Below are 19126 nucleotides of genomic sequence, written 5' to 3' on the forward strand. Positions count from 1 at the left end.
ACAAAAGGGCATTTTTATGCCCTTTGTTTTATGGGCTTGGAATGATGTGTTTGACGTCATCCACTGTCATTAATTCATGAGATGTGGTTTATGAGCAATAAAACTCCATTAGTGTTTGCCATGGTGGCCGGAGAACTCTCCGGCGATATTTTAGGTGCAGGTTTAATGGCGGCGCTGCAAAAGAAGCATCCCGATGCGCGTTTTGTCGGTATTGGTGGCCCCCGCATGGAGGCCCTCGGCTTTAAATCCCTGTTTGCGATGGAAGAGCTCGCTGTGATGGGCATTGTTGAGGTCTTATCCCGTCTGCCACGCTTACTTCATGTACGCGCATCCTTGATTAAATCCATCACCGAACTTAAGCCCGATTGCTTTATCGGAATTGATGCACCGGATTTTAATATCGGCTTAGAGCTTAAACTGAAAGCGCGCGGTATTAAGACTGTCCATTATGTGAGTCCTTCCGTGTGGGCATGGCGTCCCAAACGTATTTTTAAAATCGCTAAGGCGACCCATATGGTGTTGTCACTGCTGCCCTTTGAGAAAGCCTTCTACGATAAGCATCGAGTGCCTTGTACCTTTGTGGGCCATACCTTGGCCGACGATATTCCCCTTGAGAGTGATAAGCTCGGTGCGCGTCAGTTGCTGGCGTTAGACCCCGATGCCGAGTATTTGGCTATTCTGCCGGGCTCCCGTGGTGGCGAGTTAAAACAATTAGCCGAGCCCTTTGTCAAAGCGGCGCTGCTGATTAAACAGAACTTCCCCGATATACGTTTTGTGACGCCGCTAGTGAATCAAAAACGCCGTGAGCAATTTGAACAAGCGTTGACAAATTTTGCACCGGATCTTGAAATTCACATGGTTGAAGGTCAATCGCGGGAAGTGATGGCCGCGGCCGATGGGATTTTACTCGCATCTGGCACTGCGACCTTAGAGGCCATGTTAGTCAAGCGTCCTATGATAGTGGCGTACCGCGTGAGCCCATTAACCTACCGTATCGCCAAGGGCATGATGCAGGTAGAGCGTTTTTCTTTGCCAAATCTCTTAGCAGGAAAGGATCTGGTGCCTGAGCTTATTCAAGACGATTGCACCCCAGAGAAAATTGCAGCGGCAGTGACAGTTGAACTCAACCGCGATTTTGCGCCGCTTAAAGCGGAGTTTGAGCGTCTCCATCGGATGCTGCGTTGTGATGCGAGCCAAAAGGCCGCCGAAGCCGTACTTGCGCTCGTAGACGCGAAGGAAACAAATTAATGGCCATTTTTAAATTGTTAACCGAGTCCGATATGAGGGCCTTTCAGGAAGAACTTATCGCCGGCGTTGATGAAGTGGGCCGTGGCCCCTTAGTCGGCGATGTCGTGACTGCGGCTGTAGTGTTAGATCCTAATCGGCCGATCAGTGGACTCAATGATTCGAAAAAGCTCAGTGAGAAGCGCCGCGAAGCACTGTTCGATGAGATTTGTGAAAAAGCCTTAAGCTTTCATGTGGGGCGTGCCAGTCCCGCAGAAATCGATGAGCTTAATATTCTGCACGCCACTATGCTGGCGATGCAGCGTGCCGTTGCCGGGCTTAATATCGCGCCTAAACTCGTGCTAGTGGATGGTAATCGTAGCCCAGCGTTTAGCCATAATGGTCTGTCCATTGCCAGCCATAGCATCATTAAAGGGGATGGTTTAATTGCCAGTATCAGTGCGGCGTCGATTATCGCCAAAGTGACCCGAGATCGTGAGATGGATGCGCTCGATGCCGCTTATCCCCAATACGGTTTTGCCAAGCATAAGGGCTACCCGACTAAGGCGCATTTTGAGGCCATTGCCCAGCATGGCGTTTTTGACCAATATCGGAAAAGTTTTAAACCCGTCAAGGCATTACTGGAGGGCTAACGCGTATTTTTACGCCATAGTCCCAGTTATCCAGCAAAGTCACTAGCCCTAGGTGCGTGACTTTGCTAGTCTGCTTTTTAGTTATTGTTAACCTGCTATCCAAAGATAATCCTAATTATGTCCGATCCTCGTTTTGTGCATCTTCGTGTCCACAGTGACTTTTCTATGTCCGATGGCGTAGCCAAAGTTAAACCTATTCTCGCTCAAGTTGAGGCATTGGGCATGGCTGCGGTGGCTTTAACGGATCAAAACAACTTCTGCGGCTTAGTTAAATTTTACAGTGGTTGCCATGGCGCGGGGATTAAACCCATTATCGGGGCCGATTTTTGGATGCAAGTGCCTGGGTTTGAAGGGGAATTATGTGCCTTAACCATCATAGCCATGAACAATGTGGGTTATCAAAATCTGACCCAAATCATCAGCCAGGCCTATTTGCGTGGCCAAGTGGTGGGGCGCGTGGTGATAGACCAAGAGTGGCTTGTCACCTATAACGAAGGGATTTTATTATTATCGGGCGCCAAAGAGGGCGATCTCGGTAAGGCGTTACTCAAGGGCAATGGTACTCAGGTCGAATCTTTATGCGAGTTTTATCAAACCCACTTTAGTGATCGTTATTTCCTCGAGCTTATTCGTACGGGGCGCGCCGATGAGGAGCGTTATCTGCATATGGCGGTGGCTTTAGCGCAGGAGAAAGGCATTCCTGTGGTCGCCACCAATCAGGTGGTGTTTCTCAAACCTGAAGACTTCGATGCCCATGAAATTCGAGTCGCCATCCACGACGGCTTTACCCTTGCCGATCCCCGCCGTCCTAAAAAGTACAGTGAACAGCAGTATTTACGCAGTGAAGAGGAAATGTGCGAGCTATTTGCCGACATTCCTGCCGCGCTGTCAAATACGGTGGAAATTGCTAAACGTTGTAATGTGACCATACGTTTATACGAGTATTTCCTGCCTAATTTCCCCACGGGTGATATGTCCATTGAGGACTTCCTCGTGGATTGCTCTAAGAAGGGTCTAGAGGAACGCCTCGAGTTTTTATTCCCTGATCCACTGGTACGCGCCGAGAAGCGTGGCGAATACGATGAGCGCCTCGATATCGAATTGCAAGTGATAAACCAAATGGGGTTCCCAGGTTACTTCTTGATTGTGATGGAGTTTATCCAGTGGGGTAAGGACAATGGCATCCCCGTCGGACCGGGTCGTGGTTCGGGGGCAGGCTCGCTTGTGGCCTATGCCCTTAAAATTACCGATTTAGATCCCCTCGAGTTTGACTTGCTATTCGAGCGATTCCTCAACCCCGAGCGGGTTTCTATGCCTGACTTTGACGTCGACTTCTGTATGGATAGACGTGACGAGGTGATTGACCATGTGGCCGAGCTATACGGCCGTGAAGCGGTATCACAAATTATTACCTTCGGTACTATGGCGGCCAAGGCGGTGATCCGCGACGTGGGCCGAGTGTTAGGCCATCCCTATGGTTTTGTTGACCGAATTTCAAAGCTTATTCCACCTGAACCCGGGATGACGCTGGCCAAGGCCTTCGAGGTCGAACCTGCGTTGCAGGAATCCTACGATGCCGATGAGGATGTGAAAGATCTTATCGACATGTGTCGTAAACTCGAGGGTGTGACCCGTAATGCGGGTAAGCATGCGGGGGGCGTGGTGATTGCGCCGACTAAAATCACTGACTTTTCGCCCTTGTACTGCGATGCGGAAGGGAAAAACCCGGTGACCCAGTTCGATAAAAACGACGTGGAAACCGCGGGATTAGTGAAGTTTGACTTCCTGGGGCTACGTACGCTCACTATCGTCGATTGGGCGCTGGAGATGATCAACAGGGTGGAGGTCAAAAATGGCCGGCCGCCAGTACGAATTGAAGCGATCCCGCTGGATGACCCTGCCTCGTTTCGCCTACTGCAACGCTATGAAACTACAGCGGTATTCCAGCTTGAATCCCGTGGTATGAAGGATTTGATCAAGCGTCTGCAACCTGACTGTTTCGAAGATATGATCGCACTGGTGGCCCTGTTCCGTCCCGGCCCTCTGCAATCGGGCATGGTGGACAACTTTATCGAGCGTAAGCATGGCCGTGAAGAGGTGTCTTATCCCGACTCCCAGTATCAGCATGAGTCCTTAAAAGAACTGCTGTCGCCCACCTACGGCATTATCTTGTATCAAGAGCAGGTGATGCAGATAGCGCAGGTGCTGTCGGGTTATACCTTAGGCGGCGCCGACATGCTCCGCCGAGCTATGGGTAAGAAAAAACCCGAGGAGATGGCTAAACAGCGGAGTATCTTTAAAGAGGGGGCGATTAAAAACGGCGTCGACGGTGAACTGTCGATGAAAATCTTCGACCTAGTGGAAAAGTTTGCCGGCTACGGTTTTAACAAATCCCACTCCGCCGCCTATGCCTTGGTTTCCTACCAAACCCTGTGGCTAAAAACCCATTATCCTTCCCAGTTTATGGCGGCGGTGATGTCCGCGGATATGGATAACACCGACAAAATCGTCACACTTGTCGATGAGTGCGAGCGCATGGGGCTCACTCTGATCCCGCCGGATGTGAATAAGGGCCTGTTTAAATTTACCGTTGATGATGAGTTACGCATTGTTTATGGTATCGGCGCCATTAAAGGGGTGGGAGAAGGGCCGGTAGAATCGATTTTAGAGGCGCGTAAGGATGGCCCCTTCGTAGACCTATTCGATTTTTGTGCCCGTATTGATTTGAAAAAGCTTAATAAGCGCGTTATTGAAAAACTGATCTGTGCCGGTGCCTTAGATACGCTCGGGCCCCATCGCGCCGCTATGATGGCTACCTTACCCGAGGCGATGCGCGCCGCCGATCAACACGCCAAAGCACAGGCTATTGGGCAGCACGATATGTTCGGCTTGCTCAACAGTGAGCCCGAAGACAGTAAGCAACAATTTGTTGAATGCACGCCATGGCCAGATAAAATTTGGCTCGAAGGCGAGCGTGAAACCTTAGGTTTGTATTTGACCGGTCATCCGATCAATCAATATTTAAAAGAGCTTAAGCATTACACCTCCGGCCGTTTGAAGGATGTGCACCCCACTGAGCGGGGGAAAACTGTCAAAGCGGCGGGCTTAGTGGTGGCGACCCGCGTGATGCTGACTAAGCGCGGCTCTAAAATGGGCTTACTGACGTTAGACGATAAGAGTGCGCGTTTAGAAGTGATGCTCTTTACCGAAGCCTTCGAGAAGTTTAATCATTTGCTCGAAAAAGACCGGATCTTGATCTGCGAAGGTGAGGTGAGTTTCGATGATTTTGCTGGCGGTAACCGTATGACGGCGCGCAATATTATCGATATTGGTGAGGCGCGTAGCCATTTTGCCAAGGCGCTAGAGGTTGATCTAGACGCGGCGCAGCTAACCCCTGCAATTTTAGACAGTATTGAGCAGGCAATGGGCCCATGGCGAAACGGTGCTGTGCCAGTGCTCATTAATTACAGCCAAACTCAGGCTAGGGGGCAATTTAGATTAGCCGACGGTTGGCGGGTCAATCCCAGCGATGAATTGGTCTTTGCCCTTGAAACCTTACTCGGTCCCAACAAAGTACGGATTGTGTTTTGAGTTCACAATGGGCCTTTGGCTTAAGGCTCAGATTTATAAAGTATTATCAAAGGATAATCGATGTCAGTCCCCGATCTCTGTGCCCATATCAGTGGCTTTTTAGATTCGCTTAAGATGAAAGCGGGTTGTAAGTTAGTGCTGGCTTACAGTGGCGGAGTCGATTCAGAGGTACTTGCCTTTGGTCTCGCTGAATATGCTAGGCAACATAGTGAATTTAGCTATCAACTCATTTATGTCCACCACGGTCTTAGCCCAAATGCCGACGCTTGGGCGCAACATTGTGTTGTTCGGGGGGGCATCTATGGTCTGCCTGTCACTATTGAGTCTGTAACACCGATGCTGGGTTCGAGGGTGAGTGTTGAGGCCGAGGCGCGGCGTGTACGTTACCTTGCCATTGAACAACACCTCGGGGCCGATGATTATTTATTGACGGCGCACCATGAGGACGATCAACTTGAAACCCTCTTGCTGGCGCTTAAGCGAGGTCAAGGTCCTAAGGGACTTGCGGCCATGGGGCAAATTCAGCCCCTAGCGACGGGGACTCAAATTCGGCCATTATTGGATGTGAGCCGTGGCGAGATAGAAGCGTTTGCTCACGGCCATGGCTTAGTTCATATCGAAGATGAGAGTAATAGGGACGATAAGTTTGATCGCAACTTTTTACGCCTTGAGATCATTCCCCGTTTGAAAGCCCGTTGGCCGAGTATTGCCACTACCGCGAGCCGCAGCGCGTTTCTTTGCGCCGAGCAGCAAGCCTTAGTGGATACCACTGTTAGTGAGCATTTACCCCAGTGGCTCACGAAAGCCACTTTTACCCAACAAACCGTATTTAATCTCGAAGGATTGGCGGCGCAGACACCTTGTTGGCAATCCTTATTATTACGTGGATTTATTGAGTCTCAGGGATTTGTATTACCTTCTTTGGTGCAACTAAACCAAATTATTTATCAGCTTCTTAATGCTAAAGAAGATGCAAAGGTACAGATCCGAATTGGAGATTGTGAGCTGCGCCGTTTTGCCAATCAGCTTTATCTGTCGAGCGTTATGCCCCCTAAAAAGCTCGTTAATGCTCACATTGTTATCCCCCATGACAGTCTCAACCCCTTGATACTGGGAGAGTCTGATTTATTTAGTATCGTTTTGCCACAGGGGGAACTGGTGCAATTAAGGCTCAGCTTCTCAGGGCCGCGGCTGCGTTTGCCTAGGGCCGATGAAGTCGTGAGTGTTCGCTATCAATTACCGGGGCAACTGCGTTGCCATCCCCATTATCGTAGTAAAAGGCGTGAGCTTAAAAAACTGCTGCAAGAGTCAGCGGTCCCACCTTGGCTGCGTGGGCAGATAGGCTTTCTATTTTACGGCGAGCAGTTAGTGATGGCGCAGGGATTATGGATTGAAAAAGCCTTTTGTGTTGCAGACGATGGGGTGGGGATAGCGTTTGGTTAATGCGAGTGGGTGAGGCTATTTAAATTCGATGCCTTAAACCCACTCTCTAAGGGCTCGCGGCAATGAGCATCCCTGCCTGCCATCAAGATAATTGCTCTAGGTTAAGTTTGTAACCATTTCGACCGGATGCTTTCGCTTGGTACAAGGCTTTATCGGCCAGTTCATAGACTTGTTCGGCCTCTAAGTTCTCGCCCGACTCGGCCGCACCTAAACTGCAACTGACGCCAAATTGGTCGAAGCTTTTATGTTGGTTTGTGGCCGTGACTATCCGCTCACACAGTAACCCCGCGGCGTGAATATTCCCCTGCACAATGATCACAAACTCATCGCCACCGATGCGAAATGCCTGATCTGTGTTACGTATTGTGCTGCGAATAATGTCGCCAAACTCCTTAAGAATATAGTCTCCGCACTTATGGCCATGTCTGTCGTTAAGTTGTTTGAAGTTATCTAAATCCAACACGATAAGCGATATGCAGCCTTGTTTTCGATGGGCCCTGGCGATGGCATTTTTAAGGCTTTGAGTATAGTAATGACGATTACCTAGACCTGTTAGCGAGTCAAACATGGCTTGCATCGACATCTCTTGGTATTGCATGGCATTGAGCAAAGGCTGAAGTAGCAAGGGTTCTATTTCTTGCAACATGATTTTTTGCGAAGGTGTGAGTGGCGTGAGCAACTGATAGTGGATATTGAGCGGCATTCCCCCATTCAATAATTGGCGTTTAAGGCTAATGCCATATCGTTTCCCCCAACTCAATTTATATTCATCATGGGTGAGTCGTATCCCTTGAACTGGCAAGTATTGTCCCAGCACTTTGCCATAGCAGGCAAAGACTGTCCTCGGATCTAAGCTAGCATGCAATTGCTGGATCACTTGCACTAGGTCCAGTTGCTGCGCGCTGGGGTTGTATGTCTCCGTAGGATAGTGGTATTCGTCAGGATACAAGCTTGTCGCTAGGCCAAAATCCATCATTATTGCTCCAGCAAATAGAATTGCAGTACGTCATTTGACTTACATTTAGCAAGTTCTATGCCGTCATCATCGTTAATATAATTTGTCTTTGTTTGTCATTCGGTTAAGCTTAAAGCTCGTTGAGATATTTTTGACGCGTCAGCAATTTGACAGGAGTTATCGAGTCCATGGAACACGGTTTCTTGATCCAAATTTTACTCATGTTAGTGATTGCTATCGTTGCTATTGCGTTGCTTAGGCGCATGGGACTGCCTGCCATTTTGGCCTATCTATTGACGGGGGTCGTCAGCGGTCCAAGTGGCTTCCACTGGTTTACTCAACAACAAATGCAGTCGGTGGCCGAGCTTGGGGTGGTACTGCTCATGTTCACTTTGGGACTTGAGTTTTCAGTCCCTCGACTTTGGGCAATGCGCAGAACGGTATTCGGTCTTGGAAGTGCCCAGGTTGTGGTGACTACCTTGCTCACTATGGTGGTGGCCTTACTCTGTGGACTCCATTGGATTGAAGCCTTAGTCATTGGCGCGGCGATTGCCCTGTCATCCACTGCGATTGTGCTTAAATTGCTCAACGAGCAGGGCTGGCTTAGGCGTCGCCACGGTGAGCTTTCAGTCAGTGTGCTGTTATTTCAAGATCTAGCCGTCGTTCCATTGCTTATTCTGCTGCCCTTGCTCGCGAATAATGATGAGCCCTTAATGCTGGCGGGCATTGCTTTTGCCTTGCTGAAAGGGATTTTGGCCTTCTTTCTATTGATGGCGTTTGGGAAGTGGGCATTGCCAAGACTCTTCGATGAAGTTGCACGTTCTCGCTCCAATGAACTCTTTGTCCTGTCGACACTGGTGGTGGCCTTAGTGACGGGCGCATTTACCCAATGGTTGGGTTTATCTATGGCTCTTGGCGCATTTATGGCGGGGATGCTCTTAGGTGAAAGCCAATATCGACGTCAACTTGAAGCGGATATTAGGCCATTTCGTGATCTACTCATGGGGCTGTTTTTTATTTCTATCGGCATGATGCTCAACTTTGAGTTAGTGATGCATTTTTGGTGGCAAATATTGCTGATTTTATTGGCGGTTGTATTCGGAAAGGCATTGATTATTCATGGGCTGCTACGACTTATCGATGAGCCATTTCGTATTGCACTGAGCACGGCAATGAGTTTGGCTCAGGTTGGTGAATTTAGTTTTGTGATATTAGCCCTTGCCGCTAATTATCGTCTTTTAGACAATGAAATCAGTACTATGCTAGTCATGGTCGCCGTACTTTCCATGAGCATTTCCCCTTGGTTAGTACGTCATAGTGTCGATATTGCAAAATGGATGTTGGGAATTCGCCAGTCACAGCATAGGGATGATGTTGTCCCGATAGTGACCGATGATCATGATTTAGTCGTTATTTTTGGCTATGGACGGGTGGGGCAGACAATCGCCCGATTTTTAAAAACGGAAGCCGTACCCTATCTTGTGCTCGATCTTGATCCTACAAGGGTTTCCGAGGCCCGCCGAGCAGGTGAACCCATTTACTTTGGGGATGTGTGTAAAAGAGCAATTCTAAAACAGATGGGGATCAAGAGGGCAAAGATGATCGTTATTACCTTTTGTGAATCCCGTAGCTTAGAAGAGGCATTACCCCTATGTAAGCTGCTTGCTCCCGATGCGAAAATATTAGTCAGAACCCGTGATGATAGTGATTTAGATCGACTGCAAAAGGCCGGTGCTAGCCAAGTGATCCCTGAATCCTTAGAGGGCAGTTTAATGTTAGTGTCCCAAGTATTGCATCAGTGTGGGGTGCCACTAGCACGGATATTAAAGCGCTTGGAATCTGAGCGACGTAATCATTATCAATTTTTACATGGTTTTTTTCGGGAGCTGAAACTGACTTCAGCTTAGAGTCGATGCATGCGGTATCGCTGCCCCGCGGTGCCGATGCCGTAGGCAAGATGGTGGCGGATATTGATTGGGCCTTGCTGCGGGTTGAACTGAGGGCAATACGCCGTGACGGGGCCGAGGTGGAGCATCCAGGGCAGGATTGGATCTTTAGTGCAGGGGATATTTTATTGGTAGTCGGTAAACCCCGAAGGCTGGAAAAAGTCGAAGCTAAACTCCTGCATGGCTAATGGCTCGCGGTTGCTGAGGGTAAAATACAGAGATAAAAATGCCGACATTATGTCGGCATTTTTGTCTGCAATCTGTTATCCGATTAATCTATCCCTTGCGAGATAGTGATTAATTACAGAACAACAACGTTCGCAGCTTGAGGACCTTTTTTGGCCTTGTTCGATATCAAAAGAAACCTTTTGACCTTCACCAAGGGTTTTAAAGCCTTCTGAAACGATTGCGCGGAAATGAACGAATGCGTCAGCGCCACCATTGTCAGGAGAAATAAAACCAAAACCTTTTTCTTCGTTAAACCATTTAACTACACCAGTAGTTTTAGACATGAATGTCTCCAAAATTTTCAAACAAAATAATTCGCAATTATGCGGGAACTTAGCCAGAAATAGAATTATTTACATTGATGATAAGTTATGAGTGGAAAGCTTCATGACAGCAAACAAATTACAGGGTGCAGCGAAGGTTTTCAAAAACATAATATTGCTTATAAATAGGTCTGAATCACAGGCCGGAGTGCAGAGTAACACACTCTGATCTTTTGTATAGTTTTATTTTTAATCGCTGGGATACCCTAGGCGATTTTTTTAAAAGATATTGAAAATAAAATATTTTTTAACTACACGTATTCAACTAGATAGGTATTTTTCACCGTTTAATGTGTTTGGAAAAATAAGCTTTGGTGCACAAGCATTATTTCACTAAAAGGGAGGGCATTCTGCTGATGCATTGCAATGATTGGTTACGTTATTAAATTGTTGCTTAAATGTGTCGGTGATATTATCGCTGCCAAATAGAGAGCTTGTTGCTCTACTTAGTAGCCCACATAGTCCACAAATTAGCTTAGTTCACAAATAATGATGCATGGAGACTTCAGTTTGAAAACAATATTAAAACGAATCGGACTCGGTAGTTTAATTATAGTGTTACTTTTAAGTGCCTTGGCAGTACATGAATGGTTTGCGAAGAAACCCTTTTTCTTTCGTGCTTTTTTAGACCGAAGTGTTGTCAAAATGGCATTTGAAAGTCCAGAAACCTTAACTTCTTTGGGCTTCTTAGAATCCTTTGGGATCACAGGGCATAATGCACAGTTAGATGATGATAGCCCAGCGGCCATGGATAAAACCTTTGCCCAAGTGCGTGTGCTGCGGGATACATTGCTCCGTTATCAAGATACGGATTTAGATAATAATCAACGTATTTCTAAGGACATCGCCCTCTATCTAGCAGATTTTGCTCTCGCTTCCGAACCTTATAGCTACCATAATTATCCATTGAATCAGCTGTTTGGTATTCAAAACGGTTATCCAAGCTTTATGCAGGCTCAGCATCAGGTTCATTCAATCGAAGACGCTGAAAACTATCTTGCGCGTCTACAAGCGGTGCAAACTAAATTTGCCCAAACCATGGAAGGACTCTCACTTCGCGAATCTAAGGGCATTATTCCGCCAAAGTTTGTGATTGAGCGGGTACTGGCCGAGATGAATGATTTTGTCGCTACGCCTATTCAAGACAATATTCTCTACAGTTCATTCAAAACTAAATTGACTGACACTGATATCAGTGCCGACGAGCAAGCGCGTTTATTGACCGCGGCTGAAGCGAACATTAAAGATTACGTGCACCCTGCGTACCAATTATTTATCGATTACTTTATCCAATTACAAGCCAAAGCGGGGACGGATGACGGTTACTGGGCGCTGCCTAACGGCGATGTTGCCTATGAGCAGTTACTGAAGTTTTTCACCACCACTAATTACACTGCCGATGAGATCCATGCCAAAGGACTTGCTGAGGTGAACCGTATTCAGAGCGAGATCATGACTATCTTAGCCGCGCAGGGTTACGATGTGAGTCAGGGTTTCTCGGTTGCGATTGAAGCATTGGCCGCCGATCCTAAGTTTTACTACGAGGATAGTGATGCGGGTAGGGCACAAATTCTCGTCGATTATCAAGCGATTCTCGATGAGGTGAATGCGGGACTCGGTGATGCCTTCCGTATTCGCCCTGAAGCGGGCATGGAAGTGGTACGTATTCCTGAATTTAAAGAGAAAACGGCGCCTGGTGCCTATTATCAACAGCCCGCCATCGATGGCAGTCGCCCCGGTCGTTTCTTCGCAAACCTTTACGATATCAAGGCGACCCCTAAGTATGGCATGCGCACCTTGGCCTACCATGAAGGCATTCCTGGACATCATTTTCAAATTGCCGTTGCCATGGAGTTAGAAGGCCAGCCGCTCATCCGTAAGATGGCACCTTTTACGGCCTACATTGAAGGTTGGGCGCTTTACAGTGAACGCTTAGCTTGGGAACAGGGTTTCCAAAAGGATCCCTTTGATAATATTGGTCGATTGCAGGCGGAGCTTTTCCGCGCTGTGCGTCTAGTGGTCGATACTGGTATTCACCATAGTCGTTGGACTCGCGAGCAAGCCATCGACTATATGAAGAAAAACACCGGCATGTCCGATCGTGATGTGACCGCAGAAATTGAGCGCTATATAGTGATGCCGGGCCAAGCGACGGCTTATAAAGTCGGGATGATGAAAATTCTTGAGTTAAGGGAGAAGGCTAAGTTGGCCCTCGGAGATAAGTTTAATTTACGGAATTTTCACGATGTTGTACTTAAAAATGGCGCTGTACCTTTAGATATTTTGGAGCAGATCGTTAACCGTTATATCGCTGAAACGAAAAGTAAAACCTGATAAGAAAGCCTTTTTTATCTGTTACTTTTGATGTTAATTACCCCCTCCTATACCTTCGAGTAGGCGCCTTTAGGTACTCGAAGGTATGTTCTAATTGCAGGGATTCTGGCTTTCCGCCAATGCTTTCAATACAATCCCAGACAACTCATTGATAAATGTCGCTCGGCAATGGCTTGCTATTGCTAGGTATCGATATTTTTAGTTTCAAGGTTTTTACATGAATCGCTTGTCCCCCCAAGATCCTATCCAATTGACTCGAAGCACGATTGAGTCATTATTCACGCCGCCAACCTTAATGCGCGCCCGTGATTATGTGATGAAGGGACGGGTCTTGAGCGCCAAAGCGAACGCCGATTTTCGTCATATTGAAGGTCGCGTCATGGGGACGGAATCCCAGCCCTATCGACAAGATATTCGCCTCGTGAGTGTAAACCATAAATTGATCATGAATGGCTTCTGCTCCTGTCCTGCCACAGGACATTGCAAGCATATTGCCGCGGTTCTTTATAGTTTACTGAGCGATAGAACCGTTGAAGATCAACGTATTGCCCAGTGGTTACATCTATTAGATGAAAGTGATGACCTCACGGTTTCAAATGTCGATTTACTCTATGACGATCGCGTGCTGTACGTGTTATCCAAAGATGATAATGGCGTTTACCTTGAACTCAGAAAAGGCAAGCTGGCGAAGAAAGGCGGCTATAACAAAGGCTCGAAAATCGCGTTATCCGACGTGCAATACTATATGCCTGCTTGGATTGGCGCCGAAGATGTGCTCATCATCAATCTTATCATGTCCACCCGCCGCCACGGCGCCTCGCGTCTGTACCTTAAAGCTCAGCTAGGTGCCATGGCGCTGGAAAAAATGCTCCTTACTGAGCGGTGTTTTTGGGAGGAAAGTCGTTTACCGCTCACCCGAGGTGAGTCAATCAAGCCTGAATTTATTTGGCTCGATAGGGATGCCGAGCATAAACAGATGCAGTTAATGCTACCCAATAAAGACAATTGGGAGCTGATACCCTGTGAGCCGCCGAGTTACATCGACTTAGATTATTTTAAAATAGGTACATTAGAGACAGAGATCAGCGTTGAAAAGCTATTGTTACTCAGTCAGATGCCCCCTGTGCCTAGCTCGCAAATAGAACTTGTGAGCCACAAATTGATTAAGCATTTTTCGGCGAAAACTGTGCCTACGCCCGCTTCGATTGATTTTGTCGAGTTGCAAGTGCCGCTGCAAGTCAGGTTAACCTTAACGTCGCAGGAGTTACCCGAGTTTGCTATGGCGCAGCCGCTAGTGCTGCTGGAGTTTGTCTATCAGGATGTGGTGCTCGGCGGCCGGTATCCAGACGAACCCATATCCTTAGTCACCCACCAAGGCAAAACCTATCAAGTCACACGGCAATTAGATGCGGAAATGAATGTCGTTCATCGTCTAATGGCATTGGAGCTGGTCGAGCTTGCACCTTCTTTTATCCCTAACAGTGGCAACTATGTCAGTATATGGGGGGTAGGTTCACTGCCTGAAACGATCGATGCTTGGCTGCACTTTATTCAACAGGAAATACCAGCATTAGAGGCCTTGGGTTACCAAGTACATTTTGCCGATAATTTCAGTTTAAATGTGATCGACACTCCATTGGCGATTGAACTCGATGATTCGCAGGAAGGTTGGTTTTCCCTATCACTCAATGCCGATATCGATGGCCAAATAGTCCCCATGCTGCCCTTAATTGCCACTTGGCTTAAGCAGTATGGTGAGCCCGCGGATGATGCTGAGTTACTGTTACCAAGTCCGAATGGGGATTGGTTAAAAGTCAAAGCCAGCGTGATCAAACCATTAGTGAGTATTATTTTAGAGCTATTTGATAGTCACAAGGGTCACAGCGTTGCTTTGCCAAAGTATCGAGCCCATTTGCTTAATGATTTTGTCGACAGTGAAATTGGTTTATTAAATGGTGAACGGGTCAGAAATCTAGCGGCGAAACTGGCGCAATTTCAGGGAGTCGTTGCGGTGGATTTGCCTCAGCAATTACAAGCTGAATTACGCCATTATCAACATCAAGGTTTAAATTGGCTTTGTTTTTTAAAAGAGTACCAACTTGGCGGTATCTTAGCTGACGATATGGGGCTAGGCAAAACGGTTCAAACCTTAGCTTTTCTACTCAAACAGCAAGAGTTAGCTGCCGCGGGAACCCGCCGTGCACCGAGCCTAATTATTTGCCCCACCAGTTTAGTGGGCAATTGGGCCAAAGAAGCCGCTAAATTTTCCCCTTCGTTAAAGCTAGTGGTGATCCATGGCGCCCAGCGTAAACCTCTGCTCGAACGCTTAACCGAATACGATATAGTGGTGACAACATATCCATTAATGGTGCGGGATAATGAATATTATCAATTACATCATTTTGAACACATCATACTCGATGAAGCCCAGCAGATAAAAAATGCCCAAGCGAAGGTGACACAAGTCATCAAGGAATTGCACTCTCCCTTTAAATTATGCCTAACGGGGACACCGCTGGAAAATCACTTAGGTGAGCTGAAATCGTTAATGGATTTTTGTTTACCAGGACTTTTAGGGACAAATGCCTTCTTTAACAAATCCTTTAGATACAGTATCGAGCGCTATGGTGATACCGAAAAGGCTAAGATATTAAGCCAGCGCATCGCCCCCTTTGTGCTGCGCAGAACCAAAGATCAAGTTATCACTGAATTACCGGCTAAGACGGAAATTATCCAAACCCTAGAGCTTGAAAAGGATCAACGCAATCTCTATGAGATCATACGCTTAAGCATGGAGAAAAAGCTGAGGGATTTGTTTTCGACCCAAGGGGTTGGTAGCAGCCATATTGAGTTTTTGGATGCATTGCTCAAATTGCGTCAGGCCTGCTGTGACCCTAGGTTAGTGAAGCTAGAGCAGGCACAAAAGGTCAAAAATAATGCTAAGTTAAACTGGCTTACTCAAAATTTACCCGAGATGGTGCAAGAAGGGCGTAAGATCTTAATTTTTAGTCAGTTTACTAGCATGTTGACCCTGATCGAAGCCGAGTTACAGTCCTTAAATATGGATTACAGTAAGCTCACTGGGCAGACTCGGCTGCGCCAAGTGCAGATAGATAAATTCCAAGAGGGCGATACGCCTGTGTTCTTAATTAGCTTAAAAGCTGGCGGTACTGGGCTTAACCTCACAGGCGCAGATACGGTTATTCACTACGATCCTTGGTGGAATCCTGCCACGGAAAAACAAGCCACGGACCGCGCCCATCGCATCGGCCAAAACAAGCCCGTATTTGTGTATAAATTAATTGCCGAAGGAACTGTCGAGGAAAAAATCCAAGAAATGCAGCAACATAAGCAAAGCTTGGCGGACAGTATTCTCGAGGGCAAAGGCAAGGGAACATGGCAAGGCAGTGCCGAAGAATTGTTATCACTGTTTAGCTAGTTCTAATGTATTTAATTGATTGAATTATCTGACAGAGGTGAACCATGCAGTATCAAGTCGACACTCATACTCATACGGTGGCATCGAGCCATGCGTACAGTACCATTCACGATTACATTGCCGTAGCCAAGCAGAAGGGCATTCGTCTGTTTGCGACCACAGATCATGGGCCAGCCATGGCCGATGCGCCGCATTTCTGGCACTTTGTGAATTTAAGGGTGTTGCCCCGCATGGTGGATGGTGTCGGAATTTTGCGTGGTATTGAAGCCAATATCAAAAATATCGACGGTGAGATTGATTACTTTGGGGATTATTTATCCCAGCTCGATATAGTGCTCGCGGGATTTCACGAGCCAGTTTATCCACCATCGGATAGGGCAACTCATACTGAGGCGATGATCAATACCATTAAAAGCGGTAAGGTCGATATTATTACCCATCCCGGTAATCCTGCTTATCCTATTGATATTGAAGCCGTTGCCCGCGCCGCCGCCGAACATGGTGTGGCATTGGAAATCAATAATTCCTCCTTTGAAGTCTCCCGCAAGGGCAGTGAAGCCAATTGTACCGCCATTGCTAAGGCGGCAAAGGAATTTGGGACTATCTTGGTTATGGGCTCTGACTCCCATGTGGCCTTCAGTTTAGGGGAGTTTGGCTGCGCTAAAACTATTATTGATGCTGTGGCTTATCCCGAATCTCACTTACTTAATCGCAGCCCCGGGGCATTACTGGCCTTTTTAGCGGGTCGCGGCCACCACACCGTTGCTGATCTGGCTGCCCTTTTCAATGATGACAATGATAAATAAGCACTTGACTGACCATGGGAATACCACGGCTAATGGGCCGCAAACTGTGCTTATCACGGGGGCCGATAGCCAACTGGCCAAGGCGCTGCAACGTAGGTCCAGCACTATTGCTCAGGCATTCAGGTTAATTCCCCTGACCCGGGAGCAGCTTGATATTAGCGATGCATTGGTTGTGGCAAAGGCATTTAGTGAATATCGGCCCGATTGGGTGATCAATTGCGCCGCCTATAATGGGGTGGATGATGCCGAACGCGAGCCTGAACTCGCTTACAGGGTTAACTCACTCGGCCCTGAACTTCTTGCTAAACAATGCGTTAATCTAGGTGCGCGTTTAGTACATATTTCCAGTGACTATGTATTTAATGGCGGGGTGTTTAGCGGTGAAGGGATTAGTGGCGGCGCTTTTGACTGCGACGTGGTGAGCTCTGATACCTGCCATTCGCACAAAACATCCCCCTACCGAGAAACCGACTCTCCTTCGCCTCTGTCTGTTTATGGTAAGAGCAAATTGGCGGGCGAGAATGCGGTACTTGGACTGCTGGGTGAACGTGCTTTAGTCATTAGGACCGCTTGGCTCTACGGGCAAGATGGGCATAATTTTGTCAAAACTATGCTTAAGCTGATGCAAACCCAAGCGAGTCTAACTGTTATTGACGATCAAATCGGCTCGCCCACTTGGAGTGATGCGCTGGCGCACACTGTGTGGCAGTTGATCCTCAAGCAGGGGCAGGGGATGTTCCATTACGCTGGCCTTGGTGAATGTAGTTGGTATCATTTTGCCTGTGAGATCCAGCGTCAAGCACTTCAATTCAAGCTGTTAACCAAGCAAATTCCCATAGTGCCAATCGATAGCGCAGGCTATGCCGCTAAGGCTTTGATGCAGGGAAAATCCCTTGCACTAAGGCCTAGCTACAGTGCACTTTGCAGTGAAAAATTGCAGCATTTCATGGCTATGCCAGAGTTACAGACACAAAATTTACAGAATAATCAAGATCTTCTTATGTCGATAGTGTGGCAGGATTGGCGGCAACAACTCAAGATCATGCTGCAATCGATGTAGATGGTGAAGATGAACGTGATAGCGGCGCACCGTTATTTGTTGCTGTGATAGCCATTTTGCCCACATCTCGCCTGTGAATACGAATGCAGCTGCCCCTATGGCTCTTTTCAGCCTGTTAGGCTTGGCTTAGACTCGGGAGCCTAAGTGTTTTTACCCTAGGCCCAATAGGCGTCAGCGATTTTCTTAGTCAATTTTGCTCGATGTATGATGAATTTGTTCTTAATTTTCAATCCATGGCGATGGCATAATGCCAAGATACTTAACGGATAAAGGACATCGAAATGACAGATAAGACCACAGTGGCGACCCTCACTAAGCAAGATTTACTGGCGGTGGTGGACATTGCCAAAGCCGCGGGTGAGGCCATTATGACGATTTATGGTCAAGAGGACTTTTCCGTAAGCCATAAGGGCGATGACAGTCCGGTGACGGCCGCCGATATTGCGGCCCACAGGGTGATTGTGGCATCACTGGCTGAGCGATTTGTGGGTATTCCCGTGATGTCCGAAGAGGCCGCTGAAATCAGTTGGGATGAACGCAGGCAGTGGGACACCTATTGGTTGATCGACCCCTTAGATGGCACCAAAGAGTTTATTAAGCGAAACGGTGAATTTACGGTCAATATTGCTCTTATTCATCAGGGGATTGCATTGGCTGGTGTTGTATATGCCCCCGTGCTTGACACTTATTATTATGGGGCAAAACATTTGGGTGCTTGGCGACAAAAAGCGGGGCAGGAAAGCCCATTACTGGGAGTGACTCGCCCGCGGCAAACGCCGATAGTTGTCGGCAGTCGTTCCCACTTGAGCCCTGATATCGCCGAGTATCTGCAGCATTTGGGTCAGCACCAGATGTTAAGCGTGGGCAGTTCATTGAAGTTTTGTATGTTGGCAGAGGGGGAGGCCGATCTCTACCCTAGATTAGGTCCTACTAGCGAGTGGGACACGGCCGCAGCACAGGCCGTATTGGAAAGCGCAGGCGGAAGTGTCGTCTGTTATGACTCTGGTTTACCCTTAACATACAATCAAAAACCAGAAATATTAAACCCTTACTTTATTGCTACAGCCCCAGGCTGGGTAGCATAACCATAACGTGAATCGAGTGCGGTATATGCACTCGATAAC

General features: G+C 47.6%; 10 protein-coding genes and 2 pseudogenes. 10 read left to right on the forward strand and 2 right to left on the reverse strand.

The features are described from left to right. The first annotated feature begins 90 nt into the window (after positions 1–90). From lpxB to tilS, 4 genes are all read left to right on the forward strand, one after another. Positions 91–1248: a lipid-A-disaccharide synthase gene (gene lpxB, locus SOHN41_RS06475; protein WP_037458308.1), complete on the forward strand. Its 1158-nt coding sequence runs from the start codon at positions 91–93 to the stop codon at positions 1246–1248. After that, positions 1248–1877, forward strand: a complete 630-nt coding sequence (gene rnhB / locus SOHN41_RS06480; RefSeq protein WP_007646804.1) for a ribonuclease HII — start codon at positions 1248–1250, stop codon at positions 1875–1877. Before lpxB ends, rnhB begins: the two co-directional genes overlap by 1 nt. Before the next feature lie 117 nt (positions 1878–1994). After that, positions 1995–5468, forward strand: a complete 3474-nt coding sequence (gene dnaE, locus SOHN41_RS06485; protein WP_007646810.1) for a DNA polymerase III subunit alpha — start codon at positions 1995–1997, stop codon at positions 5466–5468. A gap of 60 nt (positions 5469–5528) precedes the next feature. Continuing rightward, positions 5529–6911 (forward strand): tRNA lysidine(34) synthetase TilS, encoded by a 1383-nt coding sequence (gene tilS, locus SOHN41_RS06490; protein ID WP_007646813.1) that lies wholly within the window; start codon positions 5529–5531, stop codon positions 6909–6911. Between the two features lie 82 nt (positions 6912–6993). On the opposite strand, the gene SOHN41_RS06495 is transcribed toward tilS, so the two are convergent. Beyond that, complete coding sequence (locus tag SOHN41_RS06495) at positions 6994–7884, reverse strand: GGDEF domain-containing protein (protein WP_037458334.1); 891 nt, start codon at positions 7882–7884, stop codon at positions 6994–6996. A gap of 170 nt (positions 7885–8054) precedes the next feature. On the opposite strand from SOHN41_RS06495, the pseudogene SOHN41_RS06500 reads away from it, so the two are divergent. Continuing rightward, a pseudogene (locus tag SOHN41_RS06500) lies at positions 8055–10000 on the forward strand (monovalent cation:proton antiporter-2 (CPA2) family protein). A gap of 113 nt (positions 10001–10113) precedes the next feature. Here the strand turns inward: SOHN41_RS06500 and cspE are convergent. Further along, positions 10114–10324: pseudogene (gene cspE, locus SOHN41_RS06505) on the reverse strand (transcription antiterminator/RNA stability regulator CspE). Positions 10325–10873: 549 nt separating this feature from the next. On the opposite strand from cspE, the gene SOHN41_RS06510 reads away from it, so the two are divergent. From SOHN41_RS06510 to cysQ, 5 genes are all read left to right on the forward strand, one after another. After that, the gene (locus SOHN41_RS06510) at positions 10874–12697 is read left to right on the forward strand and encodes a DUF885 domain-containing protein (protein WP_037458310.1); all 1824 of its coding nucleotides are present in this window, start codon (positions 10874–10876) and stop codon (positions 12695–12697) included. A 217-nt stretch (positions 12698–12914) separates the two neighbouring features. Further along, positions 12915–16136, forward strand: coding sequence for a DEAD/DEAH box helicase (locus SOHN41_RS06515; protein ID WP_007646819.1), 3222 nt, complete (start codon positions 12915–12917; stop codon positions 16134–16136). 44 nt (positions 16137–16180) lie between these two features. Beyond that, complete coding sequence (locus SOHN41_RS06520; protein ID WP_007646820.1) at positions 16181–16942, forward strand: phosphatase; 762 nt, start codon at positions 16181–16183, stop codon at positions 16940–16942. Next, positions 16932–18002 carry a dTDP-4-dehydrorhamnose reductase gene (gene rfbD / locus SOHN41_RS06525; protein WP_007646821.1) on the forward strand — a complete coding sequence of 357 codons (1071 nt, stop codon included), beginning with the start codon at positions 16932–16934 and terminating at the stop codon, positions 18000–18002. The genes SOHN41_RS06520 and rfbD overlap by 11 nt, the downstream gene beginning before the upstream one ends. Positions 18003–18283: 281 nt before the next feature. After that, positions 18284–19087, forward strand: a complete 804-nt coding sequence (cysQ, locus tag SOHN41_RS06530; protein WP_007646827.1) for a 3'(2'),5'-bisphosphate nucleotidase CysQ — start codon at positions 18284–18286, stop codon at positions 19085–19087. Positions 19088–19126: the final 39 nt, after the last annotated feature.

The sequence above is a fragment of the Shewanella sp. HN-41 genome (genome assembly GCF_000217915.1).
Classification (GTDB): domain Bacteria; phylum Pseudomonadota; class Gammaproteobacteria; order Enterobacterales; family Shewanellaceae; genus Shewanella.